16 protein-coding genes are annotated in these 18,955 nt (G+C 30.5%); 6 read left to right on the top strand and 10 right to left on the bottom strand.

All coding sequences use genetic code 11. The features are described from left to right. Positions 1–45 precede the first annotated feature (45 nt). Both CLOCEL_RS16640 and CLOCEL_RS16635 read left to right on the top strand, forming a co-directional pair. Entirely contained in the window at positions 46–1,248 is a 1,203-nt protein-coding gene (locus CLOCEL_RS16640) for a M20 metallopeptidase family protein (protein ID WP_010073405.1), read from the top strand. Positions 1,249–1,467: 219 nt separating this feature from the next. Further along, entirely contained in the window at positions 1,468–2,199 is a 732-nt protein-coding gene (locus CLOCEL_RS16635) for a class I SAM-dependent methyltransferase (RefSeq protein ID WP_010073404.1), read from the top strand. A gap of 205 nt (positions 2,200–2,404) precedes the next feature. Here the strand turns inward: CLOCEL_RS16635 and CLOCEL_RS16630 are convergent, their stop codons facing one another. The 4 genes from CLOCEL_RS16630 to CLOCEL_RS16615 all read right to left on the bottom strand — a co-directional run bounded on the left by CLOCEL_RS16630 (position 2,405) and on the right by CLOCEL_RS16615 (position 7,852). Further along, positions 2,405–3,694, bottom strand: a complete 1,290-nt coding sequence (locus CLOCEL_RS16630) for a X2-like carbohydrate binding domain-containing protein (protein WP_010073403.1) — start codon at positions 3,692–3,694, stop codon at positions 2,405–2,407. Positions 3,695–3,906: 212 nt separating this feature from the next. Beyond that, positions 3,907–5,199 carry a cohesin domain-containing protein gene (locus tag CLOCEL_RS16625; protein ID WP_010073402.1) on the bottom strand — a complete coding sequence of 431 codons (1,293 nt, stop codon included), beginning with the start codon at positions 5,197–5,199 and terminating at the stop codon, positions 3,907–3,909. A 263-nt stretch (positions 5,200–5,462) separates the two neighbouring features. After that, positions 5,463–5,957, bottom strand: coding sequence for a DUF2798 domain-containing protein (locus CLOCEL_RS16620; protein ID WP_010073401.1), 495 nt, complete (start codon positions 5,955–5,957; stop codon positions 5,463–5,465). Positions 5,958–6,190: 233 nt separating this feature from the next. Further along, complete coding sequence (locus tag CLOCEL_RS16615) at positions 6,191–7,852, bottom strand: glutamine--tRNA ligase/YqeY domain fusion protein (RefSeq protein WP_010073400.1); 1,662 nt, start codon at positions 7,850–7,852, stop codon at positions 6,191–6,193. 412 nt (positions 7,853–8,264) lie between these two features. Here CLOCEL_RS16615 and CLOCEL_RS16610 point away from each other — a divergent pair, with 412 nt between their 5' ends. Continuing rightward, on the top strand, positions 8,265–10,520 hold the full coding sequence (locus CLOCEL_RS16610) for a leucine-rich repeat domain-containing protein (protein ID WP_010073399.1): 2,256 nt from the start codon (positions 8,265–8,267) through the stop codon (positions 10,518–10,520). 275 nt (positions 10,521–10,795) lie between these two features. Then, complete coding sequence (locus CLOCEL_RS16605; protein WP_010073398.1) at positions 10,796–11,704, top strand: metallophosphoesterase family protein; 909 nt, start codon at positions 10,796–10,798, stop codon at positions 11,702–11,704. 203 nt (positions 11,705–11,907) lie between these two features. On the opposite strand, the gene CLOCEL_RS16600 is transcribed toward CLOCEL_RS16605, so the two are convergent. Continuing rightward, positions 11,908–12,606, bottom strand: a complete 699-nt coding sequence (locus tag CLOCEL_RS16600) for a YjjG family noncanonical pyrimidine nucleotidase (protein WP_010073396.1) — start codon at positions 12,604–12,606, stop codon at positions 11,908–11,910. A 452-nt stretch (positions 12,607–13,058) separates the two neighbouring features. Then, positions 13,059–13,964 (bottom strand): polysaccharide deacetylase family protein, encoded by a 906-nt coding sequence (locus tag CLOCEL_RS16595; RefSeq protein WP_010073395.1) that lies wholly within the window; start codon positions 13,962–13,964, stop codon positions 13,059–13,061. A gap of 604 nt (positions 13,965–14,568) precedes the next feature. On the opposite strand from CLOCEL_RS16595, the gene CLOCEL_RS16590 reads away from it, so the two are divergent. Both CLOCEL_RS16590 and CLOCEL_RS16585 read left to right on the top strand, forming a co-directional pair. Beyond that, positions 14,569–14,883 carry a hypothetical protein gene (locus CLOCEL_RS16590; protein ID WP_010073394.1) on the top strand — a complete coding sequence of 105 codons (315 nt, stop codon included), beginning with the start codon at positions 14,569–14,571 and terminating at the stop codon, positions 14,881–14,883. A gap of 59 nt (positions 14,884–14,942) precedes the next feature. Continuing rightward, positions 14,943–15,257, top strand: a complete 315-nt coding sequence (locus tag CLOCEL_RS16585) for a hypothetical protein (protein ID WP_010073393.1) — start codon at positions 14,943–14,945, stop codon at positions 15,255–15,257. A 329-nt stretch (positions 15,258–15,586) separates the two neighbouring features. Here CLOCEL_RS16585 and CLOCEL_RS22430 read toward each other — a convergent pair whose 3' ends face one another. The 4 genes from CLOCEL_RS22430 to CLOCEL_RS22075 form a co-directional block, all read right to left on the bottom strand. Then, positions 15,587–15,712 (bottom strand): bacteriocin, encoded by a 126-nt coding sequence (locus CLOCEL_RS22430; RefSeq protein WP_010073392.1) that lies wholly within the window; start codon positions 15,710–15,712, stop codon positions 15,587–15,589. 74 nt (positions 15,713–15,786) lie between these two features. Continuing rightward, positions 15,787–15,990, bottom strand: coding sequence for a bacteriocin class II family protein (locus CLOCEL_RS16580; RefSeq protein WP_010073391.1), 204 nt, complete (start codon positions 15,988–15,990; stop codon positions 15,787–15,789). Positions 15,991–16,148: 158 nt separating this feature from the next. Next, entirely contained in the window at positions 16,149–16,343 is a 195-nt protein-coding gene (locus CLOCEL_RS16575) for an LPXTG cell wall anchor domain-containing protein (RefSeq protein ID WP_041707188.1), read from the bottom strand. A 16-nt stretch (positions 16,344–16,359) separates the two neighbouring features. Beyond that, positions 16,360–18,918, bottom strand: coding sequence for an immunoglobulin-like domain-containing protein (locus CLOCEL_RS22075; RefSeq protein ID WP_013291841.1), 2,559 nt, complete (start codon positions 18,916–18,918; stop codon positions 16,360–16,362). Positions 18,919–18,955: the final 37 nt, after the last annotated feature.

The following is an 18,955-nucleotide window of genomic DNA, read 5'->3' as shown; positions in this document are numbered from 1 at the left end:
TGGTAATTTATCTTGATTGGTATGAGAATATGTGGAGGAGACATTATGAATTCATTAATTAAAGATGCTGAAGCTTTGCAAGCAGAGCTAGTAAAACATAGAAGATTTCTTCATCAAAATCCGGAGATAGGCTTTGATTTGACTATAACCTCTGAATATGTGTTCAAAACTTTAGAAGCTATGGGATGTAAGCCAGAAAGAATTGTTGGTTCAGGGATAAGGGTATTAATCGGAAAAGGAACTGTAGATAAAACCATTCTTATAAGAGCAGATATGGATGCATTAAATATAGAGGAAGAAGCTGAGGTCCAATTTAAATCTAAAAATGGTAATATGCATGCTTGTGGTCACGATTTTCATACTACTATGTTGTTAGGTGCAGCAAAACTATTAAAGCAAAGAGAAGCTGAAATAGAAGGGTATGTTAAGCTAATGTTCCAGCCTGCAGAAGAAACTATCTATGGTGCTACTTCAATGATAGAAGCAGGAATTTTAGAAAATCCTACGGTCGATGCTGCTATGATGATACATGTCTCAGTGGGGAGTCCAATAGCAAAAGGAACTGTTCTAGTAGCAGAGCCAGGAGCTTCTATGGCGGGGAGTGATTGGTTTAAGGTAACTATAAAAGGAGAAGGAGCTCATGGAGCAATGCCGCAAACTGGGGTTGATCCATTAAATGTAATGGTACATGTCTATTTAGGGCTACAAGAAATAATTAGTAGGGAAATAGATAATCTTGATAATACTGTTTTAACGGTAGGAACTATGCAAGGTGGAACTGTAAATAATGTCATTCCAGATAAAGCTGAATTAAGAGGAAGTCTTCGAACTTTCAGTAAGAACAACAGGGACTTTATTATTAAAAGAATTAGAGAGGTAGCAGAAGGAATTGCTAAAGCATATAGGGCAGAAGCGATTGTTGAAATGTCCAATTATACTCCAGCTCTAATGAATGATGCTAAGAATGTAGCAGTTGCAAGGGAATTTTTATCAAAGTATTTTGGAGTGGATTCTTTTATACCAATGGGAGAGCTAACGCCAGGAGGCAAAAATATGATTTCAGAGGATTTTGCTTTTATATCTCAAGAAGTCCCGTCAGTACAACTTTTTCTTTGTGCTGGTAATTCAGAGGAGGGGTATATCTACCCAATTCATCATCCGAAAGCTATTTTTGATGAGACAGTTCTTTCAAAAGGAGCTGCAGTATATGCAGGGTATGCGATAGAATGGTTAAAGAAGAATATATAGAGAAATTTCAAATCTTAGGTTGGATATATATATTAATAAAAGAAAATAGATATCTAGCCTTGTTGTGAATATTTACAATGTACATCTGCTTTATGTATAATAGAATAAATTATATTTGAAATTAAATACATTAGTGTTAATTTTTATTGATGATATTGAGTAGAACAAATAGATTTAATAAGAAGTAATGGGTAAAATACATGAATTAGGGAGAGTCGCATGTATATTTTTAACGGAGAACATTATGATAATTTTTTTCAAGAAACTGAAGATATATCAATGTATAAAAAATTTGCTAGTAAATATGGGAGAGAAGTACTAGAAATCGGAATTGGTACAGGTAGAATAGCAATTGAGTTAGCTAAAGAAGGCAACAAGGTTATGGGTATAGATTTTTCAAAAGCTATGATTGATATAGGTAAAAAGAAAGCTAAAAATGAAAAAGTTGATATAGAATTTATAAAAGCAGACATGAGAGATTTTTGTGTTGATAAAAAGTTTGATTTAATAATTATACAGATAAATACAATTACTCATTTGCTTACTCTTGATGATATAGAAAAGTTTTTCAACTGTGTGAAGAAGCATTTGAAAGATAGCGGAAGATTCATTATTGATTTCTTCAATCCAATAATCGAGTATTTACCAAAGGAATTTGGGGATGAATTTATCTTTAACAAATATAAGGTTTCTGGGAATCAGGAAACAATAGAAGTATATGCAAGAACTAAGTATCATAGAGAAACACAGGTAACAGAGCATAGATTAAGTTACAGAATAGGTGATAGAGAAATTAGCAATGAAGTCTTAGATATGAGGATATACTTTCCACAGGAGTTAGAGGGCTATTTGAAATTCAATGGTTTTCAAGTTGAGGAGAAGTATGGAACATATGATATGAAAAAATTTTATGCAGAATCTCCAAGGCAGATAATTGTTTCAAAATTGTAAGTTATCTATAAAATCAGTTGCTAGGCAAGTGATATTTATAAAAGTAACGATTAAGTAAGTTATATACCTAAATTAAGTAATAAAAAATAGTAGCAACCAATTGTAGATTGGCGCTACTATTTTTTATTTTGTTAAGGAAAAAACTAGTATAAGCTATTGCACATGATTTTTCTCAAGACAACTTTATGTTGAGTTTGTACAAAAATTATGCAGTTGCATTTATTCTAACATATCCATTTTGTATATTGAATGGAACTTCGTTGAGTTGACCATCTGCAAATACTCCTAGGGGTATTTGCAATGGTGAAGTTGAAACAGATGGAGTCCCTTTTATTTTAAAGTTTATATTAGCAAAAGTACCATCATGTGATATCAATTGTTCTCCCAATGTATCATCGAGAAATGCAAAACGGATTGTATTTCCACTTACAGTATATGATAGGTTCTGTGCCGGGTTTGTTACAATATCACCAGCAGTTATTGAGGACACCTCCAACATATTTGAATCAAAAGATACGCTAAGCTCACAAACTGCTAATTTATTATAAGTTGACACGTTCAGAAAAGTTATAGGAACTGATACGTTAGATCCACATGTGCCTGTAGCAGTACCAACTTTAACATTCAAAATTATATCTGGATGTACAGAATATATGTTTAAATTTGAATTAGTACCATCACTAAATGAAAAAGTTAATATTGTAGTTCCAAAGGGTTGTTTTGCAAGATAATTTTTACTTATAGTAACGTAGTTCCCACTTACGTTAAAATCAGTTCCAGCAATCAGAACTTGGGTACCGTTACTAATTGACTTTAAAGAAGTATTGTTTAAGGTCAACATAACCTTTATGTCAGCTTGCTGAGTTACGTTTTTGTCAAAAGATGCAGTTGTAGGACTGATAGATGGAGGGAGTATTGGAGAAATCGGTGGAGGTCCCCAAACTCTGATTCCAGATATGCATACTACAATTTTATCATTTGTAGTAGGTACTGAACTTATTGGATCAAAGGAATAATCATTTGATTGATTATAATTTGACCAATCTGCTTTTGTTATTCTAGTTTGAATAGATATCTCTTCATTTGGTGCAAGGGTGCTTGCTCCATCTGCAAAACCAATTTCAAGATAAGTATCATAATTAGGTGTGCTATTTGGTTCTTTAATAAATTTACCTGTTACTTTACTTGTATTGTCTACGTAGTTGTATCCTAATAGAGCACCAGCATGGTCACACCAAAAATTTTGTTCTTGGTTACCATCACTTGTATAATAGTATCTTACTGTTACATCCTTCAAGTTTAAGCAAGAATCTGAAGAATTTTTAATTTTAAAAGTCGGTGAAATTGTATTTGTTTCTAATGCTTTATTGGAATTATACATTTCAATTGTTAGTGACGATAAGTATGAGGATGCTAAAACTGGTATTGAAGGTACTGTTACTGAAAGTAGCATCATCAAAGCTATGACTAAATAGGCTATGTTTTTCTTTTTCATATTAATTCCTCCTTAATATTTTTAATTAATGTATATAGATGTTTCGGGCTTGAAGAACAGATTCTGTTCCTCAGATAGTTCCTAAACTATTAGTGTTATCTGGCAAGATGATATACTGTAATATATTATCATTGTCTTTAGCTAAGGAAATAACTTCACAAGTTATTGCAGATAACCTTTCTTGAGACAACATTTAATAAGCTTGCACAAAATCATACTTGTGTATTTATGTGAATATATCCATTTTGCAAAAGAGCTTGAATTTCATTTAAATTCATATCTCCAAATATTCCTGGGGAACTAAATTTCAATGGTGAATCTCCAGCTGCTGAACCACTTTTTATTTTAAAGTTTATATTAGCAAAAGTACCGTCATTTGATATCAATTGTTCTCCGAATGTATCATCTATAAATATAAAATGAATTGTATCTTTACTTACAGTATATGTTAAGTTTACTGTTGGATTTGTCACAATATCGCCAGGAGTTATTGAGGATACCTCCAATACACTTGGATCAAAAGATACATTAAATTCGGAAGCTACTAATTTGCTATACTCTTTCACATTTTCAAATGTTATAGGAACTGATACAGTATCTCCACATGCACCTGTAGCAGAACCAAGTTTAACACTAAACCTTCCATCTGGCTGTGCAAAATAGATTTCTAAATTTGAATTAGTGCCATCACTAAATGAAAAAGTTAATGTTGTAGATATAGAGGATTGCTTTGCAAGATAGCCTTTATTTATAATTGCATAAATTCCATTTATAGTAAAATCAACCCCAAGAACCAGAAGTTGGTTACCATTGCTAATTGATCTTAAAGAAGTATTGTTTAAGGTTAACCTAACATATATATCAAATTGAGGAAATAAATTTCTATCAAAAGATGCAGTTGTAGGACTGATTGATGGATGGATTATTGGGGGAAAATAAGGAGTTCCCCATACTAAGGTTCCACATAAATATTCTGCAACCTTAAGGTTTTCACATGGTGATGAATTTATTGGATCAAAGGAATAATCATTTGATTGATTATAATTTGACCAATCTGCTTTTGTTATTCTAGTTTGAATAGATATCGATTGACCTGGTTCAAGGATGCTTGCATCATCTGTAAAACCAATTTCAAGATAAGTATCACAATTTCCTATACCATTTGGGAATTTAACAAATTTACCTGTTACTTTACTTGTATTGTCTACGTAGTTGTATCCTAATAGAGCATCAGCATGATCGCACCAAAAATTTTGTTCTTGGTTACCATCGCTTGTATAATAGTACCTTACTGTTACATCCTTCAAGTCTAATGGAGAATATGAAGAATTTATAATTTTAAAAGTTGGTGAAATTGTATTTGTTTCTATTTCTTTATTGGAATTATACATTTGAATTGTTGGTGATGATAAGGATGAGGATGCTAAAACTGGTACTGAAGGTATAATTACTGAAAGTAGCATCATCAAAGCTACGATTAGATAGGATTTTTTGTTCTTTTTCATATTACTTTTCCCCCTTGATGCTTTCAATTAATGTGAATATATATTAGAGTTAAGAATCTACAATGTTTGATGTAATATAGAAAAAATTATGGAATTAATGTAGAAACAGCATCTGAACATATATACTTCTCATTAAAGTAATTCGAGGGTAATATTCTATTTGTGTGGATTAATTGAAAATATGATTAATAATTACTAAAATGTAATTATTAATCATAACTAGTGGGAGTTTTAAGAGTATATTCTTGTTTTATAAATAATATTTACGCAAGTTCTTTATCTACTTTATACTTTTTTTGTTTACCTTTAAAAATGCTTCTAAAAACAAATCTTACAAAAGGTTGTATGAAAAATAATTGTGTAAGAAGTGCAAACGGAAAATTAAATACTATTTTCTGCAACCATTGAGCAAGAAATTCTATAGTTATACCATCATATAGAATAGTTGCGATGAAGGACATGGTTGGACACATTATGGCTACAGTTGTACATATGATTGCTGTAGTGATAACATATGGTTTAGAATCTTTTGGGTTTACAACACGAAAAGCTAGTTTTTCTGAAAGTGGGCCTACAAAAAGCATTTCGAGTAAAAACGCAAATGCAAACTCTATCGGGACTACTTTCCAAGATTCCATAAATACTTGATTAGACATACCTCCCATTTTAATAGCAAGATTGTAGAACACGAATAAATGAACGGTTATTATTACTGTTAAAAAAGCAAAAACCATCCTTTGGAACTTTGTTGTTGGCATAAAAATACCTTCCTTTCTTTAAGTGACATTCTAAATGTTTGTTTGGGTCTTGGGATTTATGCAAATTTCCTTAGGAAACTTACGTTTATTTTTATTTTTGAACAGCAAAAAACACATGTGAGCACCTTGTACCGTAATCAGATTTACGTGCAAAGCACCACATGTGTCGTTAACTAAGCTTACTATTCAATTCTTTGTGCATTATACTATACTTTAAATAAAAAATCAAATGATTAACTTAATTTGAAAGATGATTTCAAAGATACTATTCTGTTAAATACTAACTTATCTTCAGTAGTATACTTAGTATCCACATTAAAGAAACCATTTCTAACAAGTTGGAATTTATCTTGAGGCTTAGCATCTTTGATTGCAGTTGGTTCGATGAAGCCTTGAAGTATTTCCATTGAATTTGGATTTATTTGTTCTAGGAAGTGTTTTCCTTCATTTTCTTCTACATCATCTAAGATTAATGGTTCATATAATCTGAATTCTGCAGGAACGCAAGTTTTTGCATCTACCCAATGGATAGTTCCTTTAACTTTTCTTCCAGTAAATCCTGAACCACTCTTTGTTTCTGCGTCATATGTACAGTGAATCTCTATAATTTCGCCATTCTCATCTTTAATTATTTCGTTGCATTTAACGAAGTAAGCTCCTTTTAGTCTAACTTCATTGCCAGGGAATAATCTGAAATATTTCTTTGGTGGATTTTCCATGAAATCTTCTTTTTCTATATATAATTCTCTAGAGAATGGAACAAGTCTTGTACCTTGTGATTCATCCTTAGCGTTATTTTCTATTTCAAGTAGCTCTGTTTCATTTTCAGGGTAGTTTGTTATTACAAGCTTTAAAGGATTTATTACAGCCATAGCAGCTGGAACCTTAAGTTGTAAATCTTCTCTTATAAAATAATCTAGCATTTGAGAATCAACAACTGAATTAGCTTTAGCAACTCCAATAGCTGAGCAGAAATTCTTTAAGGCTTCAGGAGTGCAGCCTTTTCTTCTAAGTCCACAAATAGTAGGCATTCTAGGATCATCCCAACCGTCAACAATATTTTCATCAACTAATTGCTTAAGTTTTCTTTTACTCATAACTGTATTAGTCATATTTAATCTTGCAAATTCTATCTGTCTTGGAATAGCTTCCATTTCACATTCTCTTACTACCCAATCATATAAAGGTCTGTGATCTTCGAATTCCAAAGTACAAATAGAGTGGGTTATATGTTCAATAGCATCTTCTAACGGATGAGCAAAGTCATACATAGGGTATATGCACCATTTATCACCAGTATTGTGATGAGTTGAGTGAGATATTCTGTATATGATAGGATCTCTCATATTGATGTTTGGAGAAGCCATATCTATTTTAGCTCTAAGAACTTTTTCACCATCAGCAAATTCTCCTTTTCTCATTCTTTCAAATAGATCTAAATTTTCTTCAACAGATCTACTTCTGTAAGGACTTTCTTTACCAGGTTGAGTTAGAGTTCCTCTATATTCTTTAGCTTCATCAGGGGATAAGTCACAAACATAAGCTTTACCTTTTTTAATTAATAGAATAGCTCTGTTGTACATTTCATCAAAGTAGTTAGAAGCAAAGAAAAGCGCATCCCAATTTCCACCAAGCCATTTTACGTCCTCTTTAATTGATTCAACGTATTCGGTATCTTCTTTAACAGGATTTGTATCATCAAATCTTAAATGAGTCTTTCCTTTAAATTCACCAGCTAAACCGAAGTTTAAAAGAATAGATTTAGCGTGACCTATATGTAAATAACCGTTAGGCTCTGGTGGAAAACGTGTAATTATTTCTTTATGCTTTCCGCTCTCTAGATCTTCTACAACGATGTTTCTAATAAAATTAGAAGAATTAATTTCGTTTGACATAGTTTTACCTCTCTTATGACAATAGTTGTTACTTTTACTTAATAATAATAATTCTAATCTAATATAAAGAAAAAATAAAGATAAAATGTTCAGATTACTATAAAGTTATGAAGATTGTAACTTAAATATTAATGTAGAAAGTTCTTTGTATACACTCCTGTTAGTTATAGTTTAGATATATATTGATAAAATAATTCATCAATATATGGAAAATACAATATAAAAAGGTCTACATTGTATGAAAATCAATAAAATGGTATAATAAATTAATTTAAAAGAGAAAGATGCATTTTAAAATCGCTCTTATAAATTTTTAATAGAAAAGGGATGAGTGATTTATATTTCAGTATTAATTAATGATTTTCAAATTCAAAATCAAATTACAATATTCGATACATAAGGAGGAATTAGTATGAAGAGATTAATATGGAAGATTGGATCCATAGGCGCTATGATAATGACTCTGTTAATACTGATCTCAGTATTAAAGCCACAATTGGCATCAGCCATTACTTGTGGTGATTTTGAGTACGAACAAGGTGATTATTGTACTGCCAAAATTACAGCTTACTATGGTGCTGGTGGAAGTGTTTCTATTCCATCAACATTTTATGGAGACACTGTTACAAAAATTGAGGAAAATGCATTTAATGGTTGTGATAATGTAACAGATATAACGATACCAAATAGTGTGGTTTATATTTGTAAGAATGCATTCGGTAATTGTACAAGTTTAGCAAGTATAACAATACCAAGTAGTGTAATATGGATAGGAGATTATGCATTTAGCAATTGTAGAAGCTTGACGAATATAACAATACAGAATGGGTTAAGATCGATCCAACCTTATGTATTTTATAACTGTAGGAATCTAGTAAATGTAAATATCCCAGCTAGTGTAAACAATATTGGAGTTTCTGCATTTGATTGCTGTCCACTTTTACAATCAATAAATGTTGATGATAGTAATACAGTATATACAGATGTAGATGGAGTTCTTTATAGTAAAGATAAATTAACATTAATAAGTTACCCTAATGGAAGAACTGAATCTACCTTTACTATACCAGATGGTGTAACAAGCATTGCAGATAATGCATTTAGTAATTGTACAAGCTTAACAAGTATACTAATACCAAGTAGTGTAAGAAGTATTGGAAAATATTCATTTAATCAGTGTAATAATTTAATAGATGTAGTAATGCCAAGTGGTTTAATAAGTATTGGAAATTATGCATTTAATCAGTGTAACAATTTAACAAATACAATAATACCAAGTAGTGTAATGACTATTGGAACTGGTGCATTTTCTAATTGTACAAGATTAACGAGTATAAAGATACAAAGCAATATAACAAGGATAGAAGATAATGTATTTGAATATTGTACAAGTTTAGAGGGTATTGAAATACCAAATAATGTTACATATGTGGGAAATGATTCATTTTCTAATTGCACGAGTCTAACAAGTATAATAATTCCAGGTAGTGTCACAACCATAGGAAACAATACATTTTATAATTGTACGAGTTTAACAAATGTAATAATACCAAATAGTGTCATAACTATAGGGAGCAGTGCATTTTATAACTGTTCAAGCTTAATAAATATAATAATACCAAACAGTGTAATTAGTCTTGGAGAAGAGGCTTTTTCTCAGTGTACAAACTTGACAAGTGTAACACTTTCAACTGGGTTAACAGATATTGCAGACAGAGCATTTTCTTGGTGTGGTAGTTTAATAAGTATAACAATACCAGATAGTATAACGACTATTGGAAATTGTTCATTTGCATCTTGCAAAAAATTAACGGATATTACCATATCAAACAATGTAACATATATTGGGTTTTTCGCGTTTAATAGTTGTGAAAGTTTAGAAAGTATATTGATTCCAAGCAGTGTAACAAGTATTGGAAACTTAGCTTTTGTTTATTGCTATAATTTGCAATCAATATATGTTGATAGTGATAATGGAGTATATGCAGATATAGATGGAATCCTTTATAATAAAGCTAAAACTAAAGTATTACATTATCCAAAGGGACGAAAAAAATCCACATTTGATATACCAAATAGCGTAGAGAGTATTTCATTAGAATTGTTTGATGAGTGTCAATATCTTAAGAGTATAACTATACCTGGTAGCGTAACAAATATTGACGAGGAGTCACTGGCTAATCGTCCAAATTTAGAAGCAATATATGTTAGTAGTAATAATCAAGTATATGCAGATGTAGATGGAGTTCTTTATAATAAAGCTAAATCTACTTTATTATCTTATCCTCGTGGAAGAAAAGCAACGACATTTAATATGCCAGATACTGTAACAGATATTCACAATTATGCGTTTTTCTTTAGTTTAAATTTAAACAGTATAACATTATCAAATAACTTAATTAGTATTGGACGGGAAGCATTTTCAAATTGTTATAATTTAACGAGTATAATAATACCAAGTAGTGTCACAAATATTAATGCCAATGCATTTTATGATTGCAGAAATTTAATTGAGGTTAAGTTTTTAGGTGATGCACCAACTTTAGGTGATGAAATGTATGGACCCACCGCATTTGGCAGTTGTTCTCCTAACCTAAAAATATACTATTTACATGATAAAGTAGGCTTTACAGATCCGTGGGATCGACATACAACAATCCCATTATAAAAGATTCTTGAAAATCTAAAAGCAAAAGTATGTAGAAGTTATATATGAGAGATAGTATTGTTCCAGTACTATCTCTTTTTCTGCTGCAAATATTAGATTGAAGAAGAAGTTTAACCTAATAGAGAATCACGTAAACTAGTTGATTTAGCTAGGATTACATACAAAATTATTAAATAAGGTAAAAAACTAATAAAGAAAAGGACTATTATGATATTGATAGAATATGGATAGTGATGATTAATTACTGAATTCATAAATTTTATAGAGGTATAAGGATGGGAAAAGTTAAATTTGCTGTATTTACTGATTTACATTATGAGCATATTCATGATGGAGAGGAAAGGATAGAAAGCTTTATTAATAGTATAAAAGATGATCAGGTGGATTTTATTATTCAGCTTGGAGATTTCTGTTGTCCAAAAGAAGAAAATCAAGGATTATTAAACTTACTTTATAGTGTAGGAAAACCTCTTTATCATGTAATAGGAAATCATGACTCGGATTCATTTTCAAAGAAAAGCGTTAGGAAATTCTTGAAGATGGAGGAGAGTTATTATTCTTTTAAGTACGGAAAAGTTAAATTTATAATATTGGATACTTGTTTTATAAAAACTTTTAAAGGCTATGAAGAATATTTTAAAAGAAATTATGATAAGTCAAAAGATATATATCCGATTTTACCTGATTTTGAACTTCAATGGTTAGAAGGTGAGCTAGATGATGGTAGTGAGTATTTTGTTATTTTTTCGCATCATAGTTTAGAAAATGATTTTGCCAAAAGAGGTGTCTATAATAGAGAGGATATAAGGGAGATAATTAATAATGTAAATAACACAGGAAAGAAGGTTCTTTTGTGTGTTAATGGGCATGACCATGGAGATTCTCTTGTTAAAATTGGACAGACTTATTATTTTGGATTAAATGCAATGTCTTATGTTTGGTTTGGTAATGATTATGAACATTTTTGTTACTCAGATGAAATACATAAACAATATCCATTTTTAAAGGACATCGTTTTATATAAAGAGGGGTTATATAGCATTATAACAATTACAGAAGCTGGTGGAATAGAGATTCAAGGTATCAATGGAAGTTATCAAAACATTACACCAAAGGAATTAGGGGTTGGTGATGTGTGGAATGGACGATCAATATTACCAGTTGTTTCTTCCTTAAAAATATAAAGTTTATACTAAAGAAGTATTACACAATTGACAACAATAATGCTAATAAATAAAGATGGAGGAGCGTTGGATGTTATTCACCAATATATACAACTTGCTATACGAGGTGAATCTACGAAGGAAGCAGATTGAGAAAAGAAGAAATATCTGCTATACATCGATGATTATTTCTGCGTATAGGATGAAAAATCATAAACCTAAGTTTATGACCTTTCATCTTCAAGAATAGCTTTCAGTTCTGCTAGATTAGAAATTTCATAAGTAGGATGTATTTCTGTTTTGTTCTCCATTTTATTTGGGTTATACCAACAGGTGTCTATGCCAAAGTTTATTCCGCCTTGGATGTCAGAAGTCAAACTGTCACCAACCATTAAGACTTTACTTTTATCTGTATGTTTTATATTGTCTAAAGCATGTTGAAAGATTTTAGGATCTGGTTTTGCTACTTTGATTTCTTCAGATATAACTATATCTTGAAAATATTTTGCGATGGTAGACTTTTTAATCCTATTTTTTTGAACATCAGTAAGTCCATTAGTAACAATGGTAAGTTTATAATCCTTATGAAGACTCTCTATAAGGCCAAGAGTCTCTTCAAATAAGAAAGATGCATTGCCTAAATGTTTTATATAAGATTTTGCAAGCTTATTTTCATCCAATTTACTATTTATAGCTTCTGATAGTCTTCTGAATCTTTCAACTTTAAGCTCCTCTTGGGTTATAAGTTTGTCCTCAAGTTCCTTCCAAATAATACTGTTTATATCATGATATATTTTAAGATGATAATTTTCATCATATTCTACATCGTATTCAACCATAGTATTTTTAAAAGCTTCTCTTTCTGATTTTTTAAAATCGAATAAAGTATCGTCAGCATCAAATATAATAATTTCATATTTCATAAATTACCTCCAGAATATTATATAAACTCATAAATAAGATTTAATGTTAGATTTCACAAAAACCTCTAGAAAGCTACCTGAAGTAGGGAGATTGAAATAAATCCTATCACTATAACACATAGTATAACAGAAGAAATGTATTATATTAAGTATTTTGTAATAATATGATTTGTTAAGATTTTTTTATTAACATAATGAGAAAAGATTTGGTGTTTCTATTTATGAATTAGTATTATTTATTAAATTAGCTAGAAGAGGAATTAAAGCTTTTGATAGCTATATATATGAAAAGACTATGAAAAAGGAAGGGAGTATTTTAGAAAATTTAAATAGAAATAATTAGTGATTGGGAGTTATCCCCAAAGATAAGTATAGCTAATCTTTGGGGATAATTTTTCTGGATAAAATTTTACCTATAGCAATCAAGATAAGTAGTATACTAAAAACTTTTATTAATTATAATTTAACAAGCTTTTCCATATAGCATTTTCAGTGATTATAGTATTTGGTATATCCTTATATTTTATTTCAAACTCAGCGTGGTCACCTATAGCAAAAGGAATAGATAGACTAATTCCAATGGAATCTTTTGTTAAGTAATATGCTGATGAAGGCGGTGTTTTGCCACTTTCTGTGTAATAACTTTGATTCAATTCTTTAATCAAAGTTTTAGTATCAGTTTGATTTATATAATCCATTAATAATGGTAGGTATTTTTTGCCTTCTTCAGAAGTATTATCATGTACCAAATCGAAAAATTTCCCTTTATATTCGCCTTTTTTTATGGCTTCTATAAAATTCTCATCTATTGTAATAAGATCAGATAATCTTAGGATTTTTCCATTGTTTATATCTATATTGGTAGTATAAAAAATATCATTTGGATGAGCAGCATTTTTATTAGATGCTAGGCCTGAATATTGAATGCTTAATAGTTCTGAATTTGTCAAAGTGATTGTGTATTTAAGTTCTAGATTTAAAGCATCATCAACGCCATTTTTAATGTATGAGAGAGCACCATCTTTGATTAATTGATTAATTGTATTTTGATTGTTAATATCGCTTAAATTATTTATTTGAGGATAATTTATTTTTACATTTTTATCTGTATAAACAGCTGGAGTAATTTCGTAGTGATTTACTTGAATTGGTACTTTATTATTAGAATTCTCATTTGAATTATCGTTGTTAGTATTAGTATTTACATCATCGACAGTACTAGCTTCTCCGTTATTAGTATTATTAGATGTACTTTCATTAGAAGTAGTGACAGTTTCAGAAGTAACTTGTTTATTAGTACAACCTGCAATAATAATACTAGTTGAAATTAATGTAATCAGTAATAATTTTTTATTCATAATATCCTCCACAAATGTTTTTTATAGAAATCTTATATTATATATTTTCTGTACTTAAAAATTCAGATATTTATCAACTTAATTACTTTTTATTAAAAATATCTTCCACTTTTGAGATAGAACTAAAAATTTTTTAATGAATCAAGCTATATAAGTATATCTAATGATGCTTCATTAGATATATTAAATTTTCAATTTTAATATATGGTTTTAAAGTAGATTCTATTTTGGAATTTATATATTAATATAATGATAGCTTAAATATATAACAATTTCATAAACAACTTCTAAAGAAATTGTTTATATATACTTTTCAATAAAGATTCTTCATAGAATACATTGATTTTTCAATATTTCTCCAGAGTCTTGACGTAGCTTCAGTAATGGAATATATATAGTATTTTCACAATAATTTTAATTTACCATAGTGAAGTTTCACATGCATTAAATAAACTGTGCCATTAAAAAATGTAGGCTAAAGACAGTTAGTAATTTTGATATTTAGAAGTCTCTTTTGTTTTAGGGAATATAATTGAAGTTTATTCACATAATAAAATTTGAGGTACTAACGTATATAGCGATTCTCATGTAAGGGGTAAAGTAAATGAAAAAGTACGCTATTTTAATTGTTCTATCATGCCTTTTGTATACTATGATTAATACAATGGATACATATGCTTCTAATGTTTTTAAAGAAGGAGTTTATAAAGCTGCTGACTTTAATTTTTCATCAGGAAGTCTTTATAGAGTTCAAAATATATCAAACAAAAATGCATCTATATTTGTTTTTGATGAAAATCAAGCTGAAATCCAATATATTCGCTTAAACCCTGGATCAAGAAGTTATAATTTAGTTCCGCTTAGATCTTCCTATAGAATTGCGATAATTGGGAATGGAGAAATATTTATCTCTTCTTAATTAACTATATTTATAATCGTAAGGTATAAGTTAACTATAAAATAGAAGGTGGTTATAAAATGAAAAATTGTGCTAAGAAGCTAATTTTAATATGTCTAGTATTCAATATATTTTTTACAACACCTACATTTGCAGTTACTAACTTCAAAGAAGGAGTTTATCAATTATCTAATTTTAATGTTTCACCGGGTAATTTGTATACTATTCAAAACATTTCCAAAGAGAATAATGCATATATAATTCTTTTTGATGAAGATCAGCGTACATTACAATCTATTAGATTAGAACCAAACTCAAAAAGTTATGATTTACTTCCACTTAAACCTGAGTACAGGATCGTGATTATTGGTAATGGCGAAGTAATTATCAAGTGAAAACAACTAAATTTAAGGTGTATAGAAAAGTTAATATTTTAGAAAATACATGTTTTTAGATACATTTCTATGAAAAAAATTAATATTATTGATTTAGAATAACAAAAATAACTACAGGATTTCATGAAGGTGAAGGTCTGTAGTTTTTTAGAAGTTTAGTATTAGTTGCAATTTGAGATGAAATCTGCTGTGAGTTTGAGCATAGCGAATAAGATGTTATAAAAGGTAGGATAGAATAGATTAATTTATATTGAATGTTTTCATACTGAATGTGCATGCTTATGGTATAAGTAGTCAGTGAAGGAAACAATCCTTCACTGACTACTCTATTAAAGTTCTTGACCAGGTGGGCGTTTAACAATAGCATCAATAATTTTCTTTAAAGCTTTTCTTAAACTCCATCCGCCATTAATTTCATTTAATTGAGTTTTAGTTAATGGTGAAAAATTATCCATCATAACTACCTCCAATAAAAGTACTTTTAGGTTATTTAAATTATTTCAAATTTTAATAGTGAAAATATAAGTGATTATATTACATTTTCCTTTTCTAGGTCTTTATAATTACCTGGTGCTGTAGCTATAGCTTTAATTATGCTGTATGGGTTAGGGTTAACAATAGCTGAAATTATTGGGACAGCTGCTTTTACAATAGCAACAAATTTTTTCCACTTAAATTTTCCGCCTTCGACTTCTTGTAATTCAACTTCAGTTAATGATACAAAATTTTCCATTATTTACTCCTCCAAGTTTGTATATTAATCATTTTTTTACTTGTTAACAATAAAAAACGATTTATAGAATAATTCTACAGTAATTATTAATATATGTAAATAAGAATAATGTAAAATTTTAAGGGAACTAGTCTTATTTGACAGTTCCCTTGGATTTTCTATGAAGTTTTAAGTTTTTTTCTAATAATTAATGAACCATTAAGGATTAAAAATAACCCCATGAAAGTTAAATATATAAAGTCAAAAGTTGTTCCTGTTTTAGGAAGTATTTCAGAGTTTGTATCTGTAGTAACTGGTTCCACCTTTGGAGGAGTATTCTGGTCTTGATTTTCTGGTTGTACGTCTTTATTCAATTTAATAACTGTTACATTAAAGGTTTTTTATATCACTGATAGAACCTTTTGTAATTGTAGCAGTTAAAGTTATAGAAGCATCACCATTAGTATAGCTTGGTCTAATTACTAAACCAGAAGCTGAAATCAATGAAGGGTTGCTTGAACTCCAAGTTATAGTAGTACCATTAGTGCTAGTAGTAGGTAAACCAAGATTTTGTGTTACAGAATTAGAATTATCACCACTAGCATAGCCAATTTGTAAGGATGCTTTATCTAAAGCAACTTCCTCAGCATCGGTAATAGGATTTTTAATAACAGTTACATTAAAGGTTTTTATATCACTGATAGAACCTTTTGTAATTGTAGCAGTTAAAGTTATAGAAGCATCACCATTAGTATAGCTTGGTCTAATTACTAAACCAGAAGCTGAAATCAATGAAGGGTTGCTTGAACTCCAAGTTATAGTAGTACCATTAGTGCTAGTAGTAGGTAAACCAAGATTTTGTGTTACAGAATTAGAATTATCACCACTAGCATAGCCAATTTGTAAGGATGCTTTATCTAAAGCAACTTCCTCATAATCGGTAATAGGATTCTTAATAACAGTTATATTAAAGGTTTTAGTATCAGTTACTAAGCCTTTTGTAATTGTGGCAGTTAAAGTTATAGAAGCATCACCATTAGTATAGATTGGTCTAGTTACAGTACCTCCATTTGAAACCACTGAAGAATCAGAGGAATTCCAAGTTATAGTTGTCCCATTGGTACCAAGAGTAGGTAAAACCACATCTTGAGTAACAGTATCGAAACTATCTGAAGGTGCATAGCCCACTTTAAGAGAGGATTTATCAAGAGCTACTGACTCTGTATCTGTTGGAGGCTGTTTAGTTACTGTTACATTAAAGACTTTAGTAGCAGTTATTAGTCCTTTTGAAATTGTAGCAGTTAAAATTACAGTAGCATCTCCTTCTGTAAAGCTTGGTCTAGTTACTACACCAGTAGATGAAATTAATGTGTAATCTGTTGAGGTCCAAGTTATATTTGTGTAATTGGCTCCAATAGTAGGTAATAGAAGATTTTGAGTAACATTACTTGAACTATCTAAAGGTGCATAGCCAATTTGCAGAGAAGTGTTGTCTAACATTACTGACTCTGCATCCGTAGCTTTTGCAATGACATTTACTTGAAAAGTTTTTGTATCAGTGGTCAAACTTTTTGTTATTGTTGCTGTTAAAGTTACAGTGGTATCTCCAACAGTATAAGTTGGTCTAGTTACTACACCAGTATCAGAAATTATAGCTGGATTACTTGAACTCCAGGTTATAGTGGATCTGTTAGTTGTAGTAGTAGGTAATGAGAGGTTTTGCGTTACATTAGTATCGCTATCACCACTAGCATAACCAATGGAAAGAGCAGATTTATCAGTAGCAACATATGTATCACCTATACTCACCAACTCTGGAGTAGTACTACCTGTAGTTGTGCCATTACCTAGTTGACCATAGGTATTTTCCCCAAAAGCAAAAATGTTGCCATCAGTCTTTAACGCAACTGTATAGGTTGCTCCAGTATCAATGGCGGTTATTCCGCTTAAGCTACTAACTTGCATTGGAGAAGTAACATCACTTTTACTACCATTTCCAAGTTGTCCATAGTCATTGACACCCCAAACCCAAAAAGTACCATCACTTTTTATAGCTGATGAGAACTCCCATCCAGCTGTAATGGCTATTATTCCATTTAAACCGTTGGCTTGTACAGGTATATAACTATCAATCTTATTACCATTAGCTAATTCGCCTCTAAAATTGCAGCCCCAATTCCAAACAGTACCATCACTTTTTAAAGCTGTTGAATGAATTACTCCAGCAGAAACATTTATTATTCCATTTAAACCGCTAATTTGATGAGGAGTAGGGTTATTACTGTTAGTACCATTACCTAATTGGCCAAAGTTATTACAGCCCCAGCTCCAAACAGTGCCATCATTTTTTATAACTAATGAATGACCTCCTCCACTTGAAATAGATGTTATTCCAATTTGACCTGGAACTTGTAGAGGAATATTACTGTTTGTGGTGTTACCAGTACCTAATTGTCCATATTGGTTTTGCCCCCAACTCCAAAGCGTACCATCAGCTTTTAGTGCTAGGGTATGATTCCAACCAGCTGAAATAGCAGTTATCCCGGTTAAACCGTTTATTGGTGCAGGGGTAGTCCTAAGGCTATTAGTACCATCACCCAATTCTCCGCTATAGCCAACACCCCAGGTCCAAACGGTACCATCACTTTTTAAAGCTACGAAATGTGCCCAACCAGCTGAAATAGCGGTTATTCCATTTAAACCTTTAACTTGCACCGGGGAATTACTATTTGAAGTAGTTCCATCACCTAGGTGACCATTCTGATTAAAACCCCAAGACCAAACAGTTCCATCATTCTTTAAAGCAATTGTAGTAGTATTACCAGCTGAAACAGCTATATAGCCAGAAGTGCCAGCTACTACTTTTTGTGAATGAGTAGTTACGGTATAGGTGAGGATTAATACTAAGCACAAGATATGTATAAAGATTTTTTTGCACAAATTTTTCAATAATATTGCCTCCTTTGTTAATAAGCTTGTATTATAT

It is taken from the genome of Clostridium cellulovorans 743B (assembly GCF_000145275.1).
GTDB lineage: Bacteria > Bacillota > Clostridia > Clostridiales > Clostridiaceae > Clostridium_K > Clostridium_K cellulovorans.
This window is presented reverse-complemented; position numbering and strand designations above follow the sequence as displayed.